16 protein-coding genes and 2 pseudogenes are annotated in these 15,448 nt (G+C 70.6%); 7 read left to right on the top strand and 11 right to left on the bottom strand.

Annotation, left to right across the window (positions count from 1 at the left end):
• Positions 1–146: 146 nt before the first annotated feature.
• From ABTY04_RS27660 to ABTY04_RS27640, 5 genes are all read right to left on the bottom strand, one after another.
• Positions 147–584, bottom strand: a complete 438-nt coding sequence (locus ABTY04_RS27660) for an NUDIX hydrolase (RefSeq protein ID WP_352216107.1) — start codon at positions 582–584, stop codon at positions 147–149.
• Between the two features lie 30 nt (positions 585–614).
• Positions 615–1,406, bottom strand: coding sequence for an SDR family NAD(P)-dependent oxidoreductase (locus tag ABTY04_RS27655; protein WP_352216106.1), 792 nt, complete (start codon positions 1,404–1,406; stop codon positions 615–617).
• Positions 1,387–2,505 (bottom strand): hypothetical protein, encoded by a 1,119-nt coding sequence (locus tag ABTY04_RS27650; protein ID WP_352216105.1) that lies wholly within the window; start codon positions 2,503–2,505, stop codon positions 1,387–1,389. Before ABTY04_RS27650 ends, ABTY04_RS27655 begins: the two co-directional genes overlap by 20 nt.
• Positions 2,502–3,194 carry a nucleotidyltransferase domain-containing protein gene (locus ABTY04_RS27645; protein ID WP_352216104.1) on the bottom strand — a complete coding sequence of 231 codons (693 nt, stop codon included), beginning with the start codon at positions 3,192–3,194 and terminating at the stop codon, positions 2,502–2,504. Before ABTY04_RS27645 ends, ABTY04_RS27650 begins: the two co-directional genes overlap by 4 nt.
• Positions 3,195–4,089: 895 nt before the next feature.
• Entirely contained in the window at positions 4,090–4,305 is a 216-nt protein-coding gene (locus tag ABTY04_RS27640) for a hypothetical protein (protein ID WP_352216103.1), read from the bottom strand.
• A 19-nt stretch (positions 4,306–4,324) separates the two neighbouring features.
• Between ABTY04_RS27640 and ABTY04_RS27635 the strand changes: the two genes are divergently transcribed.
• Together ABTY04_RS27635 and ABTY04_RS27630 are read left to right on the top strand one after the other, a co-directional pair.
• Complete coding sequence (locus tag ABTY04_RS27635; RefSeq protein WP_352216102.1) at positions 4,325–4,948, top strand: DUF5753 domain-containing protein; 624 nt, start codon at positions 4,325–4,327, stop codon at positions 4,946–4,948.
• The gene (locus tag ABTY04_RS27630) at positions 4,948–5,148 is read left to right on the top strand and encodes a DUF397 domain-containing protein (protein WP_352216101.1); all 201 of its coding nucleotides are present in this window, start codon (positions 4,948–4,950) and stop codon (positions 5,146–5,148) included. Before ABTY04_RS27635 ends, ABTY04_RS27630 begins: the two co-directional genes overlap by 1 nt.
• A gap of 135 nt (positions 5,149–5,283) precedes the next feature.
• Here the strand turns inward: ABTY04_RS27630 and ABTY04_RS27625 are convergent, their stop codons facing one another.
• The 3 genes and pseudogenes from ABTY04_RS27625 to ABTY04_RS27615 form a co-directional block, all read right to left on the bottom strand.
• Positions 5,284–5,709 carry a restriction endonuclease gene (locus ABTY04_RS27625; RefSeq protein ID WP_352216100.1) on the bottom strand — a complete coding sequence of 142 codons (426 nt, stop codon included), beginning with the start codon at positions 5,707–5,709 and terminating at the stop codon, positions 5,284–5,286.
• A 176-nt stretch (positions 5,710–5,885) separates the two neighbouring features.
• A pseudogene (locus tag ABTY04_RS27620) lies at positions 5,886–6,413 on the bottom strand (MFS transporter); the annotation flags it as partial.
• Between the two features lie 3 nt (positions 6,414–6,416).
• Positions 6,417–7,784: an NAD(P)-binding domain-containing protein gene (locus ABTY04_RS27615; protein ID WP_352216099.1), complete on the bottom strand. Its 1,368-nt coding sequence runs from the start codon at positions 7,782–7,784 to the stop codon at positions 6,417–6,419.
• A 180-nt stretch (positions 7,785–7,964) separates the two neighbouring features.
• Here ABTY04_RS27615 and ABTY04_RS27610 point away from each other — a divergent pair, with 180 nt between their 5' ends.
• Both ABTY04_RS27610 and ABTY04_RS27605 read left to right on the top strand, forming a co-directional pair.
• On the top strand, positions 7,965–8,333 hold the full coding sequence (locus ABTY04_RS27610; RefSeq protein ID WP_030724816.1) for an ArsR/SmtB family transcription factor: 369 nt from the start codon (positions 7,965–7,967) through the stop codon (positions 8,331–8,333).
• A 5-nt stretch (positions 8,334–8,338) separates the two neighbouring features.
• Entirely contained in the window at positions 8,339–8,824 is a 486-nt protein-coding gene (locus tag ABTY04_RS27605; RefSeq protein ID WP_352216098.1) for a GNAT family N-acetyltransferase, read from the top strand.
• 328 nt (positions 8,825–9,152) lie between these two features.
• Here ABTY04_RS27605 and ABTY04_RS27600 read toward each other — a convergent pair whose 3' ends face one another.
• Genes ABTY04_RS27600 through ABTY04_RS27590 form a run of 3 tightly spaced genes read right to left on the bottom strand, consistent with a single transcriptional unit; the run spans position 9,153 to position 11,339 of the window.
• Complete coding sequence (locus ABTY04_RS27600) at positions 9,153–10,211, bottom strand: ArsO family NAD(P)H-dependent flavin-containing monooxygenase (RefSeq protein WP_352216097.1); 1,059 nt, start codon at positions 10,209–10,211, stop codon at positions 9,153–9,155.
• On the bottom strand, positions 10,208–10,984 hold the full coding sequence (locus ABTY04_RS27595) for an aquaporin (RefSeq protein WP_352216096.1): 777 nt from the start codon (positions 10,982–10,984) through the stop codon (positions 10,208–10,210). Before ABTY04_RS27595 ends, ABTY04_RS27600 begins: the two co-directional genes overlap by 4 nt.
• 40 nt (positions 10,985–11,024) lie before the next feature.
• Positions 11,025–11,339, bottom strand: a complete 315-nt coding sequence (locus tag ABTY04_RS27590) for an ArsR/SmtB family transcription factor (protein ID WP_352216095.1) — start codon at positions 11,337–11,339, stop codon at positions 11,025–11,027.
• Positions 11,340–11,435: 96 nt separating this feature from the next.
• Here ABTY04_RS27590 and ABTY04_RS27585 point away from each other — a divergent pair, with 96 nt between their 5' ends.
• The 3 genes and pseudogenes from ABTY04_RS27585 to ABTY04_RS27580 all read left to right on the top strand — a co-directional run bounded on the left by ABTY04_RS27585 (position 11,436) and on the right by ABTY04_RS27580 (position 15,443).
• A complete protein-coding gene (locus tag ABTY04_RS27585) occupies positions 11,436–11,852 on the top strand; it encodes an arsenate reductase ArsC (protein ID WP_352216094.1) in 417 nt (138 codons plus the stop codon).
• A 24-nt stretch (positions 11,853–11,876) separates the two neighbouring features.
• Positions 11,877–11,993: pseudogene (locus ABTY04_RS41220) on the top strand (thioredoxin-disulfide reductase); the annotation flags it as partial.
• A gap of 156 nt (positions 11,994–12,149) precedes the next feature.
• Entirely contained in the window at positions 12,150–15,443 is a 3,294-nt protein-coding gene (locus ABTY04_RS27580) for an ATP-binding protein (RefSeq protein WP_352216093.1), read from the top strand.
• Positions 15,444–15,448 lie beyond the last annotated feature (5 nt).

Genomic DNA, 15,448 nt, shown 5'->3' with positions numbered 1-15,448 from the left:
GGTAGGCTGCACGCAGAAAGTGCCTTCCTGCTGTGATGACAGAGACCTTCGACAAGCCTCATCTTCCCAGCTCAGAAGGCACTTTCGCTTTTCCGATCACGACTCGGACACCGCCGCAAGTGAAACGCGCAGGTTAGGCCGTAGGGCTACACTGCGGCTTCGCCGACGAGGGTGCCTGCCGTGATGGCGCCACGGAGGACGTGGGCGATTTCCTCGGGCTTGAGGTCGATGCGGTCGAGCCCCTCCGCAGTCAGCGGGATCTCTTCCAGCGCGTATTCGCCGCGGCCCTCTGCGCTGAACTCGGGTCCGGTGCGATCCTCGAAGAACCAGGTCGCGATGCGGGCGAGGTAGAAGAGCTGGCGCTCGTCATCGGACTCCATGGTGTGGAGGAGGCGCACGATGTCGGCCTTCCCGGCGATCTCCTCGTGGATCTCACGGTGGAGAGCGGCCTCCCGGGACTCGTCACTGGGTTCGACACCACCGCCGGGGAGTACCCAGTACTCGGGGATGTCGGGCTTGGTACGGCGGATGACCAGCATCGTGTCGTCAGTGGTGACGAGGACGGCGCGGACTCGTTCCTTCATTTCGGTCTGTCTCCTTGCTTGTTGGCGGTCTCAGTGCAGCAGCCAGCCGCCGTCGACGTGGACGGATTGCCCAGTGATGAACGAGGCGGAGGGGCCCACGAGGAACGCCACCAGGGCCGCGAGGTCTTCGGGCCGTCCACGGCGAGGGACGCACTGGCGCTTGATCTGGTCTTCCGGGCGGGCACGGTGCTGGGTGGGGATGGTGTTCTCGGCCTCGACCTGGATGGCGCCGGGCATGACCGTGTTGACGCAGATTCCGTAGCGCCCCAGTTCGCGGGCGAGGGAGCGGGTCAGGCCCAGCAGCCCGGCCTTCGCGGTGCTGTACGCGACGAGGTTCGCGCGGCCGGCGCGGGCGTTGACGCTGCCGATGTTCACGATCCGTCCCCAGCGGCGTTCGATCATGCCGGGCGTCACCGCGTGGCAGGTGCGGTAGTGGGCGGTGAGGTTCACATCGAGGGAGTAGGTCCAGGCGGCCTCGTCGGTTTCCTGCCAGGCGACTCGGGGGTAGGAGCCGGCGTTGTTGACCAGGATGTCGATGGGGCCGATCTCGGCGCGGACGAGGTCGACCATGGTCTGGACGGCGCCGGGGTCGGTGAGGTCGGCGTTCGCCGCGATGCCGGGACCGCCGTCGCGCTCGAAGGCGGCGAGGAGCGCGTGGGCGTCGTGGTCCTGGCCGAGGTGGTTGACCGCGACGGTCGCGCCGGCGGCGGCGAGCGCGCGTCCGATCTCGGCGCCAATGCCGGTGGCCCCGCCGGTGACGAGGGCGGTGCGGCCTTGGAGCGGGCGTGCTTGGAGAGGGGTCTCAAGCAGGGGCAGGGACATGGCTGCTCCGTTCGCCAGGGTGAGGGTGAGGGACCGGTGTGGTGGTGAAGAAGGTGTCGATCGACGTGAGCGGGTCCTGGCTCTCGGCGAGCTTGATCAGTACGAGCAGGAAGCCGTGCCCGGTCAGCCGGGCAGCCGGGATGACTCCCAGGATCCGCAAGGCGAGGAAGGCGTGCACCTCTTCCAGGCCCCTCCCGTCATCGCCACGAAGGCCCTCCAGGGCCCGGGTGATGGCCGCACTACGACCGACGCCGGAGTCCCAGGAGTAGCGGACGTCGATGTGCCGGCTGCTCTCGTGCAGCTCCAGGTGCTCGATACGCGGGCGGGTCAGTGGAGGCAGGGCGAGGCGGAGGGTGCGGGCGTAGACGTCGGGCTGGTACCGGGGGACGAGCCAGCCTCCCAGGGCCATCAGGTACCAGAGCAGGTTGGCAGCCTCGCCCACGGCGGTGTTGCGGCCGGCGAACTCGAAGTCGAGCCAGCAGAGCGGGTCGGCGATGTTGGGTTCCGTGGGGTCGCCTTGCGTCAGGCCGGCCAGCCAGCGTCGGTCGGGGGCCAGGGCGTTGCGGAGGCTGTCGATGATGTCGGCGACGTTCGCCGTCAGTTGCCTGCCGTTGGCCGTGAGGGTGAAGTCGGCCAGCTCCCGGAGAGTGAGGGTCGTACTGATGTGGGGCAGGGTGATCGGCAGGTCGCGGCGGAGGTACCAGCGGTCAAGCCGGCCGCCGGGGCGGATCCGGTCGAGGTAGAGGTCGGGGACGCACTCGGCCAGCGGCACGTGCTTGCCGGTCTCCTCGGCCGCCGCCCGCAGGTCGACGCAGACGCTGTCCACGAGGCGGTCCAGGCGGGGCTGCACGGCCAGGTCGCGGTCGGCGAGGGCGATCACGTCACCCAGCAGCAGCCCGCACCGACCGGTTGCGAAGACGTCCTCGTAGGCGAGGAGCTGCCCGTCCAGTAACGCGATCTGCTCGCGAAGGCACGGGACCGTGATGCGGGAGGCGAGTTGGGTCCAACCCTTCACCTCGGCCTCGGCCTGCTTTCGGGTCGCCACCGGCTTGTGGAACGTGCTCGCTGTCCCCGGGGTCCGCTGCGTGCTCGCGGTCATCGCCTCTCCCCTGGAAGAGTATCCAGCCAGCTTCGGAGAACGAGGGTCGCGAGCGTCTCGGCGACGGGCCGCTCGGTGCGGGCGGTGGTGACCGCACTGGTGTCCTGCCGCTTCGCGTCGAGGAGGACGGTGAGGGCGTCTCCGTCGGAGGGGCACTCGATCCCCCTGAACCGGAGCTGGATCTTCGCGAGTAGCGCGGTGACCTTGTAGAGACCGCGGAGGTCGGGTGCCCCCTTGAGGAGCTGCCGACGGATCTCGATGGCGGCCTGGATGCCATCGTGCAGGCTCACCTCGATGTCCGTGGCGACGTCCGGGGCCGGCAAGGACAGGCCGGGGGCCGACCAAAGCGGGACCAGCGCCCCGCTGCCGATGAGGGCGAGGACGTGGAGGAGCCGGGAGGTCACAGCCCCTGCCCGGCACTCTGCTCGAGTCAGCACGGTGATGCCGAGTTTGACCCCGCCGAGTTCGGCCTCCAGTTCCGCGAGGACCTGGCGGATCCCGTCGAGGGAGGAGACTTCGGCGACGACGAACACGTCGAGGTCGCTCCAGCCGTGCTGGTACTTGCCGCGGGCGCCGCTGCCGGTTACGGCCAGCAGGTCGATCAGCGGGTTCGGGCCGGTGGTGCGGTCGAGGAACTCGGCCAGGTAGGACTCCAGGTGAACCGGGAGTCCGAGCGCGTTGACCGGCATGGTGCTGGGCTGGTGCCCCGGCCAGCGTCGGTCGAGGGCGAGGCGATCTCGACATACCGCCCGGCGCGGTGACGTGTACTCCTGCCAAGGCCCTGCTGGGCACGCTCGGGTGCAGGGGCGCCAGGAGTCGGCGGACCTCGTCCTGAATGGTGACGGTCGGGCGGTCGCCGATGCGGATCGACATCGGGAAGCGGCCGTCGGCGACGAGCCGGTTGATCTGTTCGTGGAGGTGGCGCTGGTACGCCGCGTAGGTGTCGGTGACGGTTACCTCGTGGGCCAGACCCCGGCGGGTGCCTTCCTCGGGGTCGTCGCAGTGCAGGAGGACGAGGGCGTATTCGTCCTCCTCGGCGGCCCGCAGGTTGGTCTCGTACGGGGACAGGAGGACCCGGGCCCGCTCTGCGGCCTGGGTGGTGCCCAGGTTCTCCCGTACGGCGACCGTCGCGGCGACGGACGCTTCCAGCATGGGGATGCCCCGGTCCAGCAGGCGCACCGGCGCGGAGAAGGGGTGACGGGAGCGTTCGAGGTAGGAGGTGGCGAGGACATCGGCGACCTCCTCGACCGAGCCGGTCTCGAACCACCAGCGGGCCATACCGTCGGCCTTGATGGCGGCCCAGCGCGGGTCGTAGTGGTCGAGCGGGCCCGCGGAGGTCGCGGCCGGGCCTATACGCCGGGCGAGGATTCCGATCTGCTTGGTCTTCCCGGTGTTGTCGGAACCGCTGAACGCGACCGACATGGGGAGCGGGTACATGTCGCTGCGGTGATGGCTGGACATCGGCTTCCCTTCACTGGTGATGCGGAGCGTGCACTCCGGGGCAGCGCTGTGGAGGATCCCTGCGGCAAGCGGGGATGTGGGCTGCGGCCCCGCCCCGGACAAGGAGTCCGTGAGCGGCCTGGATCAGGGGCTGAGCAAACGCCCGAGGGTGCCGGCTTCGTCGGCATAGCTGATCGGCCGAGCAACGATCTCGGCCTGGGCCATGGTGTACGGGGCGTGGGCGTCGAAGTGCAGGACCCGGCTGCTGCCATGGCCCGGCACCATCTGCTTGACGGGGTGCCAGGCGGCGTCGAACTGGAAGAGGTCGCCGACCTTGACCTCGTGAGGGAGCCAGCACACTTCCGATCTCATTGCCACCGTGCGTCACATCGATGAGCTCTGGCTCGAGTGGCGCCGACAGCTGCAGACCGGCGCCGAGATGCGGCAGAAGAAGTCTCTACCGGTCTACGCCAAGACACAGCTCTTCCGGATCTGGCAGCCCAACGCCATATGGGGGACGTTCCAAACCGCCGACCACGCTGCGGCGATCTTTCAGCAGGCTGTGCGCTTCTATGAAATGCCCAACGACACCGAGGCCGCAGTCGCGAAGCGGATGGAACGGCAGAGGTACCTCTACGAAGGAAGCCGGAGATACCACGTCATCCTCGGCGAACAGGCGCTCTACTCCAACGTCGGCGGTCCGGACGTGATGAAGTCGCAGCTCGACCGCCTGGTGGCGCTCATGGGCCTGGCGCGGGTCAGCGTGGGAATCGTCCCCATGGCAGCCCGGACCGACATCTGGCTCGGGCATTCCTTCTCGATGTTCGACAACAGAATCGTACTCATCGAGACGTTTTCGGCGGAAATGACAGTCAGCCAGCCCAGGGAGATCGAGCTCTACGCCAAGGCATTCGCCCTTCTCAAGCAGTCAGCCGTCTACGGCGAACCCGCGATGTCGCTCATCAGAGCAGCAATCAATCATTTCAGCCATCAGGAGAGGTAATGCTTGAAGGCGGCCCCAACTGGCGGACCAGCTCGTACACCGGAACCGAAACGTGCGTCGAGGTCGCAAGCCACGGGCCTGGTTGCATCATGGTGCGCGACACCAAGCGCCGACACGGCGGCACCATCACGGTGGGGCCCTCGCGTGGTGTTCATTCGTGGAGTACAGCAAGGCCTGCCCAGCGCCAGGCCCATGCCTGACGAGCCAGCAGTCGACCGGCGGCGCCGGCTGAGGACTTGCCCACGCCAGAAGACTCCAAGCCGATGTCCTCCATGCTCGCAAGTCGCTCGTCAATGCCCCCGACTGCGGCCGCTGGAAACCACTGATTAACAGCGCTACTCGTAAGTCTTCTTGCGCAGGGCCCGGTGGCGGCGGTCGCCCTGGCCGGCTCCGTTCACCGCTGTGAGGGACGGAAGCGCCGCTCCGTTGTTCCACAGACCGAGGTGATCACGATGGACGGCTACGACACCGTTCTGCACGGCGCAGCGTTCGGCAGGGCCGCTGAAGTACGAAGTGGTGACGAAGAGGGCTACCTCGGCTTTGAAGTGCACCTGCGAGCCAAGAAGGTTACGGACCTCACCGTTGGAGATCTTCCGCTTCGGGTTGTAGCGCTTGCACTGGATCACCATGATGCGGCCGTCGGGCAGCCGTCCGCGTACGTCAGCACCGTCGTCACCAGTGCGGCCGACGCGGCGCACCTCCGTACATCCGTCCCGCCTGCACAGGTCGGCCACGAAGTCCTCGAACTGCGTGCCGTCCATCAGGTCCACCTCGGCAAGGGTTCGATGGCCGACGCTGAACGCGTTCTCGTGACGCCACTGCCGGTCGCTGCCCCGAATGAGACGGTCAGTCCTCCACAGCCACCAAACGCCAACGCCGACGACACCGAGGAGCAAGAGTCCGACCAAGTAAGGCCACAAGGCCGACCAGAACAGGCCCGCCAGGACATGTGGTCGGCGAGGATCGCGGTCAAGGGTGCGAAGACGGTCGAGGCGAGTCCGCCGGCGAGGGTGACGATCGTGAGTGCGCGGACATGGTCGGGGGCCCACCAACGAGTGAGGGCGGCGAAGGCGGGCTGGTAGAAGACGGCTGCCATCGCGGCTCCGGCGAGCAGCCATCCTGCGAAGAAGACGGCCAGGCTGGGGGCCGCAGCGATCACCAGCAGGCTCAGGGCGCCGACGACGGAGCCTGCGGTCATGACCAGACGCGGACCGCGGTGATCCAGGACGCGGCCGACGTAGATCCCCGCAATGGCGGAGACGACGAGAGCGGCGGAGAACGCGGCCGTGGTCGCGCCTGGGCTCCAGCCGGTGTCCGCGGTGATGGCGGGGTTGAGGACGGGGAAGGCGTAGTAGACGATGCCCCAGCTGGTGATCTGGGTGAGGCAGAGGGCGGGCAGGACGGCGCGTGGCCGCGACCGGTCCCCTGTTCCGGTCGCGGCCACGCCGGCCTTGGTGTCAGGCACGATTCAGCAGCCGCCAGAGGAGGCGGGCGCCGCGCCGACGGTGAGGGTGGCCGGGGCTGCGCAGCAGCCGCCACCGCTCTGCTCGGCGGCCTCCGGCTCGTCGAAGAGGCCCGCTCCGCCGCACACACCGGTTTCGGGGAGGGTGAGTTCGACGCGCTCGGCGGCATCGCGGTCCCCGGCGAGGGCGGCGGCGATGGAGCGGACCTGCTCGTAACCGGTCATGGCGAGGAAGGTGGGGGCACGGCCGTAGGACTTCATGCCGACGAGGTAGACGTCCTTCTCCGGGTGGGAGAGCTCGTTCACGCCGTGCGGGTAGACGGTGCCGCAGGAGTGCTGGTTGGGGTCGATCAGCGAGGCGAGCTCGGTGGGGGCCTGGAGGCTTTCGTCGAGGCCGAGACGGAGCTCGTTCAGGAAGGTGAGGTCGGGGCGGAGGCCGGTCAGGACGATGACCTCGTCCACCGGGTCCAGGCGGCGGCCGTCCTCGCCGGCGAGCACAACCCGGCCCGCGTCGTCCTTCTCGATGGTGTCGGTACGGAATCCGGTGACCGCGTCGGCGTATCCGTCGTCGACGGCGGCCTTCGCGGCGAGGCCGAGGGCTCCGCGGGCGGGCAGCTGGTCGGCTTCGCCGCCGCCGAAGGTGGAGCCGGAGATGCCGCGGCGCAGGATCCATGTGGTGTGGGTGCCTTCGCCGTCCCCGGACTTGGCGAGGTCGGCGAGGTAGGCGAGGGCGGTGAAGGCGGAGGCGCCGGAGCCGATCACCGCGATCCGCTTGCCCGCGTACCTGGCGCGGACGGCGGGGTCCTTCAGGTCCGGGACCCGGTAGGTGATCCGGTCGGCGGCGGCCTTCTCGCCGAGCGCGGCAAGGCCGCTGCCGCCTGCCGGGCTCGGGGTGGTCCAGGTTCCGGAGGCGTCGATGACGGCGCGGGCCAGGACCCGCTGCTCACGGCCGTCGGCACTCTGGAAGTGGACGACGAAGGGCTGGGCCTCGCGCTCGGCGTCGACGACGCGGTCGCGGCCGGTGCGTGAGACCCCGGTAACGGTCGCGTCGTAGCGGACCTGCTCGCCGAGGACATCGGCGAGGGGCTGGAGGTAGAGGTCGGCCCAGTCGCCGCCGGAGGGGTAGGTGTCCGCGGCGGGCTTGGTCCAGCCGGTCGGGGCCAGGAGCTTCTCGGCGGCCGGGTCGACGACCTCGCCCCATCGGGAGAACAGCCGCACGTGTGCCCACTCGCGCACCGCGGCTCCGGCGACCGGGCCGGCTTCCAGAACCAGGGGTTCCAGGCCGCGGTCGACGAGGTGTGCGGCGGCCGCGAGACCGGCAGGGCCAGCCCCGATGACGACGACGGGCAGATCGGTGGTGGCTGGCGCGTTCACTGTCGACTCCCTGACTGTTTCGATGTCTGTCGATGTCCTACGCCGCCAGCATGGCACCTGCTTCGATGGCCGTCAACATAGACATTCATCGAAACCGTGGTGCGTGGATCATGCGGGGATGCCGCCCCGCCGCCCACCCGACCCCCCGAACCTTGGTTCGACATGTGTCAACATAGACGTATGTCGAATGTGAAGGTGCTGCCGCTGCTGGAGCCGGACGTCGTCGCGGCCTGCTGCCCCCCACTGAATGAGCGCCCGATGTCGGCCGAGGAGGCCGAGGTCGCGGCGAAGATGTTCAAGGCCCTCGGTGACCCCGTGCGCCTGCGCCTGTTCTCCGCAGTGGCCTCCCACGAGGGCGGGGAAGCGTGCGTGTGCGACATCTCCGATGTCGGCGTTTCCCAGCCCACGGTCTCCCACCACCTCAAGAAGCTGAAGGAGGCCGGGCTGCTGTCTTCGGAGCGTCGCGGCACGTGGGTGTACTACCGGGTCGAGCCGTCCGTACTCGCCGCCATGGGTGCACTGCTGGCCGGCGCCGCGAAGACGGCGTGACCGGCATGCGGATCGATTCCATGCTGCCCGAGCACGCCGAGCAGGTGTTGGGCATCTACCAGGCCGGGATCGACGAGGGCAACGCCACCTTCGAGACGCAGGCGCCCGAGTGGGCAGCGTTCGACAAGGCCAAGCTGCCCGGCCACCGCTTCGTCGCCCTCGACAACGGGCGGGTGCTGGGCTGGGTAGCGGCGAGCGCGGTCTCCGACCGGTGCGCGTACGCGGGCGTGGTCGAGCATTCCGTCTACGTTCACCCCGACGCCCGCGGCCGAGGCGCCGCTCGCGCCCTCCTGGACGCCCTGATCACCTCTGCGGAGGCGGTCGGGATCTGGACGATCCAGTCCGGGATCTTTCCCGAGAACACCGCGAGCCTCGCCCTCCACCAGCGGGCCGGGTTCCGGATCATCGGCACCCGGGAGCGCATCGGCCGGCACCACGGAGCATGGCGGGATGTCATCCTGCTGGAGCGTCGCAGCACCGCGGTGTCGTAAGACCCCGGTGCCAGCGACCTGGGCAGCTGAATGCGGTCTCGGAGGTCCCGACAAGCCCTGACCCGGCCTGCGGTGGCATTCCCCGAAGGTGAGGCTGGAATGTGGCGGCTCGGGTCTGTGACCAGCGACGATGCCGGTCGTGAGTACTGACCAGAACCTCGTCCCCCTCCGTTCGGCACGATCGTTGCCCGTGGTGTCCTACTGCTCGGCGTGTTTCCGGACGTGGTCCTCATCCCCGCACTGGCCGTGATCCTGCTGGTCTCCGCAGCCAGACTCGCCCGTCACGACTGACGCCGTACGCCGTGCACTTGCTGCCTGGCCGAGAGGGTCAACGGAGCAGGTATCGGATGTCGCGGGCTGCTTCGCGAGCCGTGCGGCCCACTCCGATCAGGGTGGCGGAGGCGGGGCCGGTCCAGTCGCCGTAGCCGAGCAGGTGCAGGCGCGGATCGTCGGCGGCACGAGTGCCTTCCATGGCGATCCGGCCTCGGGTGCCGCGCAGCCGCAGGGCTGCGAAGGGGGCCAGTGCGGGGCGAAAGCCCGTGCACCAGATGACCGCGTCCGCTGCGGCCCGGGTGCCGTCGGCCCATTCGGCCCCGGTCGGGGTGAGGCCGGTGAACATCGGCGTGGGGGTGAGGAGTCCGGCGTCGCGGGCGGCGCGTACGGGTGGGACGGCGACGATGTCGCCGAGGGAGGCAACGCCTCCGGTATCGGCGCGGCCGGCGTCGAGGGCGTGACGGCGAGCGGTCGCCGCGTCGAAGAGGGCGCGGCCGTCGATGTCGTCGGCGAGGTAGCGCGGCGGACGTTGGGTGACCCAGGTCAGGTCGATCCCGGCGACGGCGAGGTCGGCCGCGATCTGAGCGCCGGAGTTGCCGCCCCCGACCACGATCACGCGCTGCCCGGCGAACTGGGACGGGCTGCGGTACTGGACGGTGTGGAGCTGGCGCCCCTGGTAGCCGTGGCGGCCGGGGACGGCGGGCAGGAACGAACGGGTCCAGGTCCCGGTGGCGCTGACGACGGCACGGGTCCGCCAGTCGCCGGAGTCGGTCGCGACCCGGAGGAAGACGCCGTCGCGGTGGACCGCGGAGACCCGCACACCGTGCTGGACGGGTAGTTCGTAGCGCTTCTCGTAGTCGGCCAGGTAGGCGACGACGTGGGCGGCGTCGGGGTAGAGATCGCCCTCCTGGACGGGCATGAGGCGCCCGGGGAGGGAGGAGTACTGGGCCGGGGAGAACAGGCGCAGGGAGTCCCAAGTGTGCAGCCAAGCCCCGCCGGGTGCCGTCTGGGCGTCGAGGATGACGTGCTCGATGCCCAGACGACGCAGGTGGTAGCCGGCGGCGAGCCCGGCCTGGCCGCCGCCGATCACCACCACATCCGTGCGCCGCGTCATGCGGAAGTCGACCCGCTGTCCGTCTTGCCGCGCATGAAGATGACCGCCACCAGGGCCAGGCCCACCACGGCGCCGACGAGCTGCATGCCGACGAAGCCCGGCACCGAGCCGGGGGCGATGCCCGCGAACGTGTCGGTGAAGGCGCGGCCGATGGTGACCGCCGGGTTGGCGAAGGAGGTGGAGGAGGTGAACCAGTACGCGGCGCCGATGTACGAGGCCACCGCGACGGGGGCGAAGCGGAGACGGTCGGTGCGGGCCAGGCCGAAGATCAACAGGATCAGGCCCGCGGTGGCCACGACCTCGCCCAGGAGGAGGTTCCCGGCGGAGCGGTCGTGGGTGGACCACTTCACCAGGGGCTCGCCGAACATCGCGTCCGCCAGGATCGCGCCCGCGATGGCGCCGATGATCTGCGAGGGCACGTACACGGCCAGCTCGCGCGCTTTGACGCCGACGCCGCCGCGGCGGGCGGTCCACCACTCGGCCAGCGTGACGGCGGGGTTGAAGTGCGCCCCGGACACCGGGCCGAGGAGGGCGATGAGGACGCCGAGGCCGAAGACCGTGGCGGTGGAGTTGGCCAGCAGCTGCAGGGCCACGTCCTGGGTGAGCTTCGTGGCCTGGATGCCCGACCCGACGACGATGGCGACCAGTGCTGCGGTGCCGGTCAGTTCGGCGGCGGCGCGGGCGATCAGCGGGGTGCGGGGCGGGGTCGCGCCGGGGCCGGACTGCGGCACGTCGGCAGGTATGGGGGTGCCGACGGGCTGGGTGGCGGTCAAGGCTGGTTCTCCTCGGGCAGGTGAGGCAAAGCGCGGAAGGCTAGGGGCAGGACCGCTTGAGGTTCGCTTCCGAGGTGGCCCGCGCGGTCTGGGCGAGGTCGGCGAACTGCCCGGCGAGGGCTTCGATGACTTCCGGGCGCAGGCGGTAGTAGGTGTACCTCCCGCATGGCTCGGTCTCCACGACCCCGGCCTCCCGCAGCACCTTCATGTGGTTGGAGAGGTTGGTCTGCTTCGCGCCCGTCTCCTCCACGAGGTGGGTGGTGCAGAGCGTCTCGCGGGCGAGGAGGGTCACGATCTGGAGCCTGAGAGGGTCGGCCAGAACCCGGATCAGATCAGTGTCGACTGACGTCATCATGGGCTGATACTTTCACATCGGCGGTTGCTGACACCAGCCTGTATTGATGCGACAGTCGCCGCCCTGCACTCCTCCCTGCCCGAGAAGAGGGTCCCCATGACCGCCGTCAAGACGTCCGTGCTGTTCGTCTGCATCCACAACGCGGGCCGCTCCCAGATGGCGGCCGGGTTCCTGCGCCACCTCGCCGGCGACCGCATCGAGGTCCGTTCCGCCGGCTCCGTGCCCGGCAAGCAGATCAATCCCTCCGCGGTGGCTGCCATGGCCGAGCTGGGCATCGACATCTCCGACCAGAAGCCCAAGGTCCTCACTCCCAAGGCCGCCCAGGCGTCCGACTACATCATCACGATGGGCTGCGGCGACGCCTGCCCGTACTTCCCCGGCAAGACCTATCTCGACTGGCAGCTCGAGGACCCGGCCGGCCAGGGCGTCGAGGCCGTCCGTCCCATCCGCGACGAGATCAAGGGTCTGATCGAGGGCCTCATCGCCGAGATCGACGCCAAGTCGAAGGCCTGACGCCTACAGCGTGGCCGAGACGACCGCCAAGCCATCCCCGCAGCCGGCTCGGGCCACCCAGCGGCCCCGGACGCCGAGCGCTACCTCAACGCCTTGAGAGACAGCAGCGCGGACGCCGACACGACGCAGGTCAACGGCTGACTGGCCGACCCCTACCTCGGGTGGGGGCCGACGCTGACGATGTGCGCGCTTACGCCCTTCATGCGCCCCTGCTCCCCCACGTAACTTGCGACGTCGGCCTGTAACACCCGTACGAACGTAGGGGGAAGCAGCTTGAAGCGAGCAGACGGAGCAGACGTGCTGAGCGATCTCGCGCAGCCGTGGAACGTCGCCGTTCACTCGACATCGGACCTCGCGGGCAGCGTCGCCAAGGCTGCGACCGCGGACGACAAGGCCAAGCGGGAGAAGAACCAAGCTGCTCTGCGCCGCAAACCAGAGCTTCGACCGCTCCCTCTGAAGTTACTCGGTCTGTCGCTCCAGCTGACCCCCTGGGAGGTACTCCACTCTCTGGGCCGGGCCAACGTCCTGGCGCGCCAAGGCGTGGGGCGAGGGCTTGCCGAGCACTGGGCCAGCCTGAAGTACTGCCAGGCCCTCACCTGCAACGACGGTCACTACATGGCTCTGTCCACCGAGGGCCGTAACCCCAGGCGCCATTACGCGGCCACACAGTCGGGCGAACTCGGCATCGGCTTCGCCCTGGCCCTCGCCCGGCGCGTACTCGCCGCCCAGTACCCGGACCACTCCGTCTCGGTCATCGACGCCGAGATGGCCATGCGGGCCGGCTGGGAGCTGACCGGCAGGGAAGCGGGACGCAGCAGCGCCCCGCGCCGGCCGGGCTTCTTCCTGGAGGTGTGGAAGCCGGGCGAGCCGTCCCGGTCACCTGCAAGGGCACTCGACCTGCTCCACCGGGCGACCCCGGCACCGGCCGCGGCCCCCGTACGCACGGAGACGGCCCCCGCCCCTCAGCCGGTGACGCATCCGGCCGCGGCCGCCCGGCCCGGGACGCCGGTCGCGCCCACGGTGCTCGCGGCCGACCGGCTCCTGGGCCGCAACGGAGAACTGGCCCTGCTCGCCGCCGCGGCGGACCGGGCGCACACCGGCCGGGCCCAGGTGGTCCTGGTCTCCGGTGAGGCCGGCATCGGCAAGTCCAGCCTCCTGGACGCCGCCCTGCGCCAACTGCCCGGACAGGGCTGGCTGGTCGGCTCGGGGCAGTGCCCGGAGTCCGAGGGCGCCCCGCCCGGCCGGGCCTGGTTCGACATGCTCCCGGATCTCGCACGCACCGCCCCACCGGGAACGTACGCCGACGAGCTCGCCCCGCTCCTGGCCCCCGGCACGACGGACGCCCCGGGACGGACGGACGGCAGCCCGGCACAGCGCTTCCGCCTGCACAGGGCCCTGCTCGGCTGGCTCCGGAACACAGCCCTGCGGCAGCCGCTGGCGATCGTCCTGGACGACCTGCACCGGGGCGACCGGGAAAGCATCGAGCTGTTCCTGCTCTGCGCCGAGCAGCTGCGCGACGTACCGCTGCTGCTGGTCGGCTCGTACCGCACAGGCGAGGGGGATCTGACCGAGGCACTGGCACGCCTGGCCGCCTGCTCTCCGGTGCGACTGGCCCTCGGCGGGCTCTCGGACGCCCAGGCGAAGGCACTGCTGCGCCGCGTCGCGGCCGGCATGACCGACCGGGCGGCGACGGTCCTGGCCGAACGGGCCGGGGGCAACCCCTTCTACCTGCGTGAGAGTTCCCTGCTCCTGGCCGGCGAGGGCGAACAGCAGGCGCTGGCCCGCATCCCGCAAGGGGTCCAGGACGTCCTGCGGCGACGGCTGGCCCTGCTCGCGCCGACCGTGACGGCCGGACTGCGCCTGGCCGCCGTGGCGGGCCGCGAGGCACCGGTCGCGCTCCTGGTCCATGCCGCGGACAGCGATGCCGATCAGCTCCTCGACGCCCTGGAGGCCGGTGTCACCGCCGGACTGCTCACCGAGCCGCGTCCCGGCACGGTCCGCTTCAGCCACGCCCTCGTACGGGACGCCCTGGAAGCCGACCTCACGCGGCTGCGGCTGGCCCGGATGCATTCCCGGCTCGGCAGGAGCCTGATCGCCCTCGGCTCCGACGACGTCGCCGCCACCGCTCACCACCTGCTGCGGGCGGCCGCGGTCGTGTCCGCCGACGCGGCGCCCGCCGTCCACCACGCCCGGCTCGCATGCGAACAGGCCGTACGCCGCTACGCGCCGCAGAACGCCGAGGACCTCCTGAACGCGGCCCTCGGACTCCTGGCCGACCATCCGGCGGCCTTCGCGGACCAGGACGCCGCTCTGCTGCGCGTGACGCTGCTGGGCCAGCTGGTGGACTGCCGGATCCGGATGGGCGCCGTGGTACCCGCCCGCGAGGCACAGGAGCAGGCCGTGGCAGTGGCCCGCGAGGAGGGCCGGGCCGACCTGCTGACCGCCGCCTACACGACCTGGACCGAGCCGACGCCCTGGCGCGTGCGCCCCTACGCGGCGTCCGACCCGGAGGCCGTCGCCGAACTGGAGGTCCTGCTGGAGGACCGGGAACTGACCGACCGGCAGCGGTGTCTGCTCCTCGACCAGCTGGCCGACGCGCTCGACGACACCGATCCGCGTGCCGTGGCCGAGGCGCGCCGGGCCGTGGAGCTCGCCCGGGCCGCCGGCGAGCCCCGGCTGCGCGGACTGACCCTCACGTCCCTGCTGCGCAAGGTCGACGGCGAACTCGAACCGGCCGCCTACGGGGAGCTCCACCGCGAGCTCACCGAGGTGGCCGAGGCCCAGGACGGCCCCGAGTACGCGTGGATGAGCGCCTACGTCGCCGCCGGATCGCCGCCGCCCGCAACGACCCTGCGGAGATGGAGCGGTGTCTCGCACGATCGGACGAGATCGCCCGCACGTACGGGCTCCAGGGCGCGTTCGCCGTGGCCCGGCTGCGCCGTCCCATGCTCGCCATGGCCCAGGGCCGTTTCGAGGAGGCGGAGCACGCCATGGGGACGGCGGTCGCGGAGCTGCGGGCCCGCGGAGCGGTGGACCTCAGCGGGCTCGCCGCCCTGGGTATCGGATGCATGCGGGTGCAGCAGGGCCGGCTCGCCGAGATGCTGCCCGTGCTCCTCGCGGTGTGGGAGCAGTACAAGCCCCACAACGAAGCCCTCGCCGCACTCGCGCTGCAGGCCGCGGGACGCCCCGAGGAGGCCCGGGAGGTCTTCGGCCTGCGCGTGCCGCTCCGGCGCGACTTCGCCTACTCCATCCTGGCCGGGCTGCGCGGCGCCGCCGCCATCGCCTTCGGCGACCGGACGGCGGCCGACGAGGTCTACCGGGACCTGCTGCCGCTGCACGCACTGGCGGGCGGCGCGAGCAGCCTCAGCCTCGTCTTCCGCCCCGTCGCGCAGACCCTGGGAGACCTCGCCCGGTTCCTCGGGCGCCCCGAAGACGCCCGGCGGCACTACCTCGAAGCCGCGGAGGTGGCGGCCGCCTGGGAGTCCCCCCTCTGGGCGGAGGCCGCCCACAGCGCCCTCGACGGGCTGGGGCCTGTCGTCAAACTCCCGTCGTAGTTCTGAGGGCGGCCCCGCGGAGCAGACGGGAGTTTGACGGCA

Origin of the sequence: Streptomyces sp. NPDC097981 (assembly GCF_040302565.1) — a bacterium.
GTDB lineage: Bacteria > Actinomycetota > Actinomycetes > Streptomycetales > Streptomycetaceae > Streptomyces.
The sequence above is the reverse complement of the archived record's forward strand: the minus strand, read 5'-3'. Positions and strand labels throughout refer to the sequence as shown.

Bases quoted from the DNA above. Each gene is read 5' to 3' on its own strand.
- ABTY04_RS27660 (WP_352216107.1), bottom strand. From the start codon at position 584: ATGAAGGAACGAGTCCGCGCCGTCCTCGTCACCACTGACGACACGATG.
- ABTY04_RS27655 (WP_352216106.1), bottom strand. From the start codon at position 1,406: ATGTCCCTGCCCCTGCTTGAGACCCCTCTCCAAGCACGCCCGCTCCAA.
- ABTY04_RS27650 (WP_352216105.1), bottom strand. From the start codon at position 2,505: ATGACCGCGAGCACGCAGCGGACCCCGGGGACAGCGAGCACGTTCCAC.
- ABTY04_RS27645 (WP_352216104.1), bottom strand. From the start codon at position 3,194: ATGCCGGTCAACGCGCTCGGACTCCCGGTTCACCTGGAGTCCTACCTG.
- ABTY04_RS27630 (WP_352216101.1), top strand. From the start codon at position 4,948: ATGCTTGAAGGCGGCCCCAACTGGCGGACCAGCTCGTACACCGGAACC.
- ABTY04_RS27625 (WP_352216100.1), bottom strand. From the start codon at position 5,709: ATGGACGGCACGCAGTTCGAGGACTTCGTGGCCGACCTGTGCAGGCGG.
- ABTY04_RS27610 (WP_030724816.1), top strand. From the start codon at position 7,965: ATGTCGAATGTGAAGGTGCTGCCGCTGCTGGAGCCGGACGTCGTCGCG.
- ABTY04_RS27605 (WP_352216098.1), top strand. From the start codon at position 8,339: ATGCGGATCGATTCCATGCTGCCCGAGCACGCCGAGCAGGTGTTGGGC.
- ABTY04_RS27600 (WP_352216097.1), bottom strand. From the start codon at position 10,211: ATGACGCGGCGCACGGATGTGGTGGTGATCGGCGGCGGCCAGGCCGGG.
- ABTY04_RS27590 (WP_352216095.1), bottom strand. From the start codon at position 11,339: ATGATGACGTCAGTCGACACTGATCTGATCCGGGTTCTGGCCGACCCT.
- ABTY04_RS27585 (WP_352216094.1), top strand. From the start codon at position 11,436: ATGACCGCCGTCAAGACGTCCGTGCTGTTCGTCTGCATCCACAACGCG.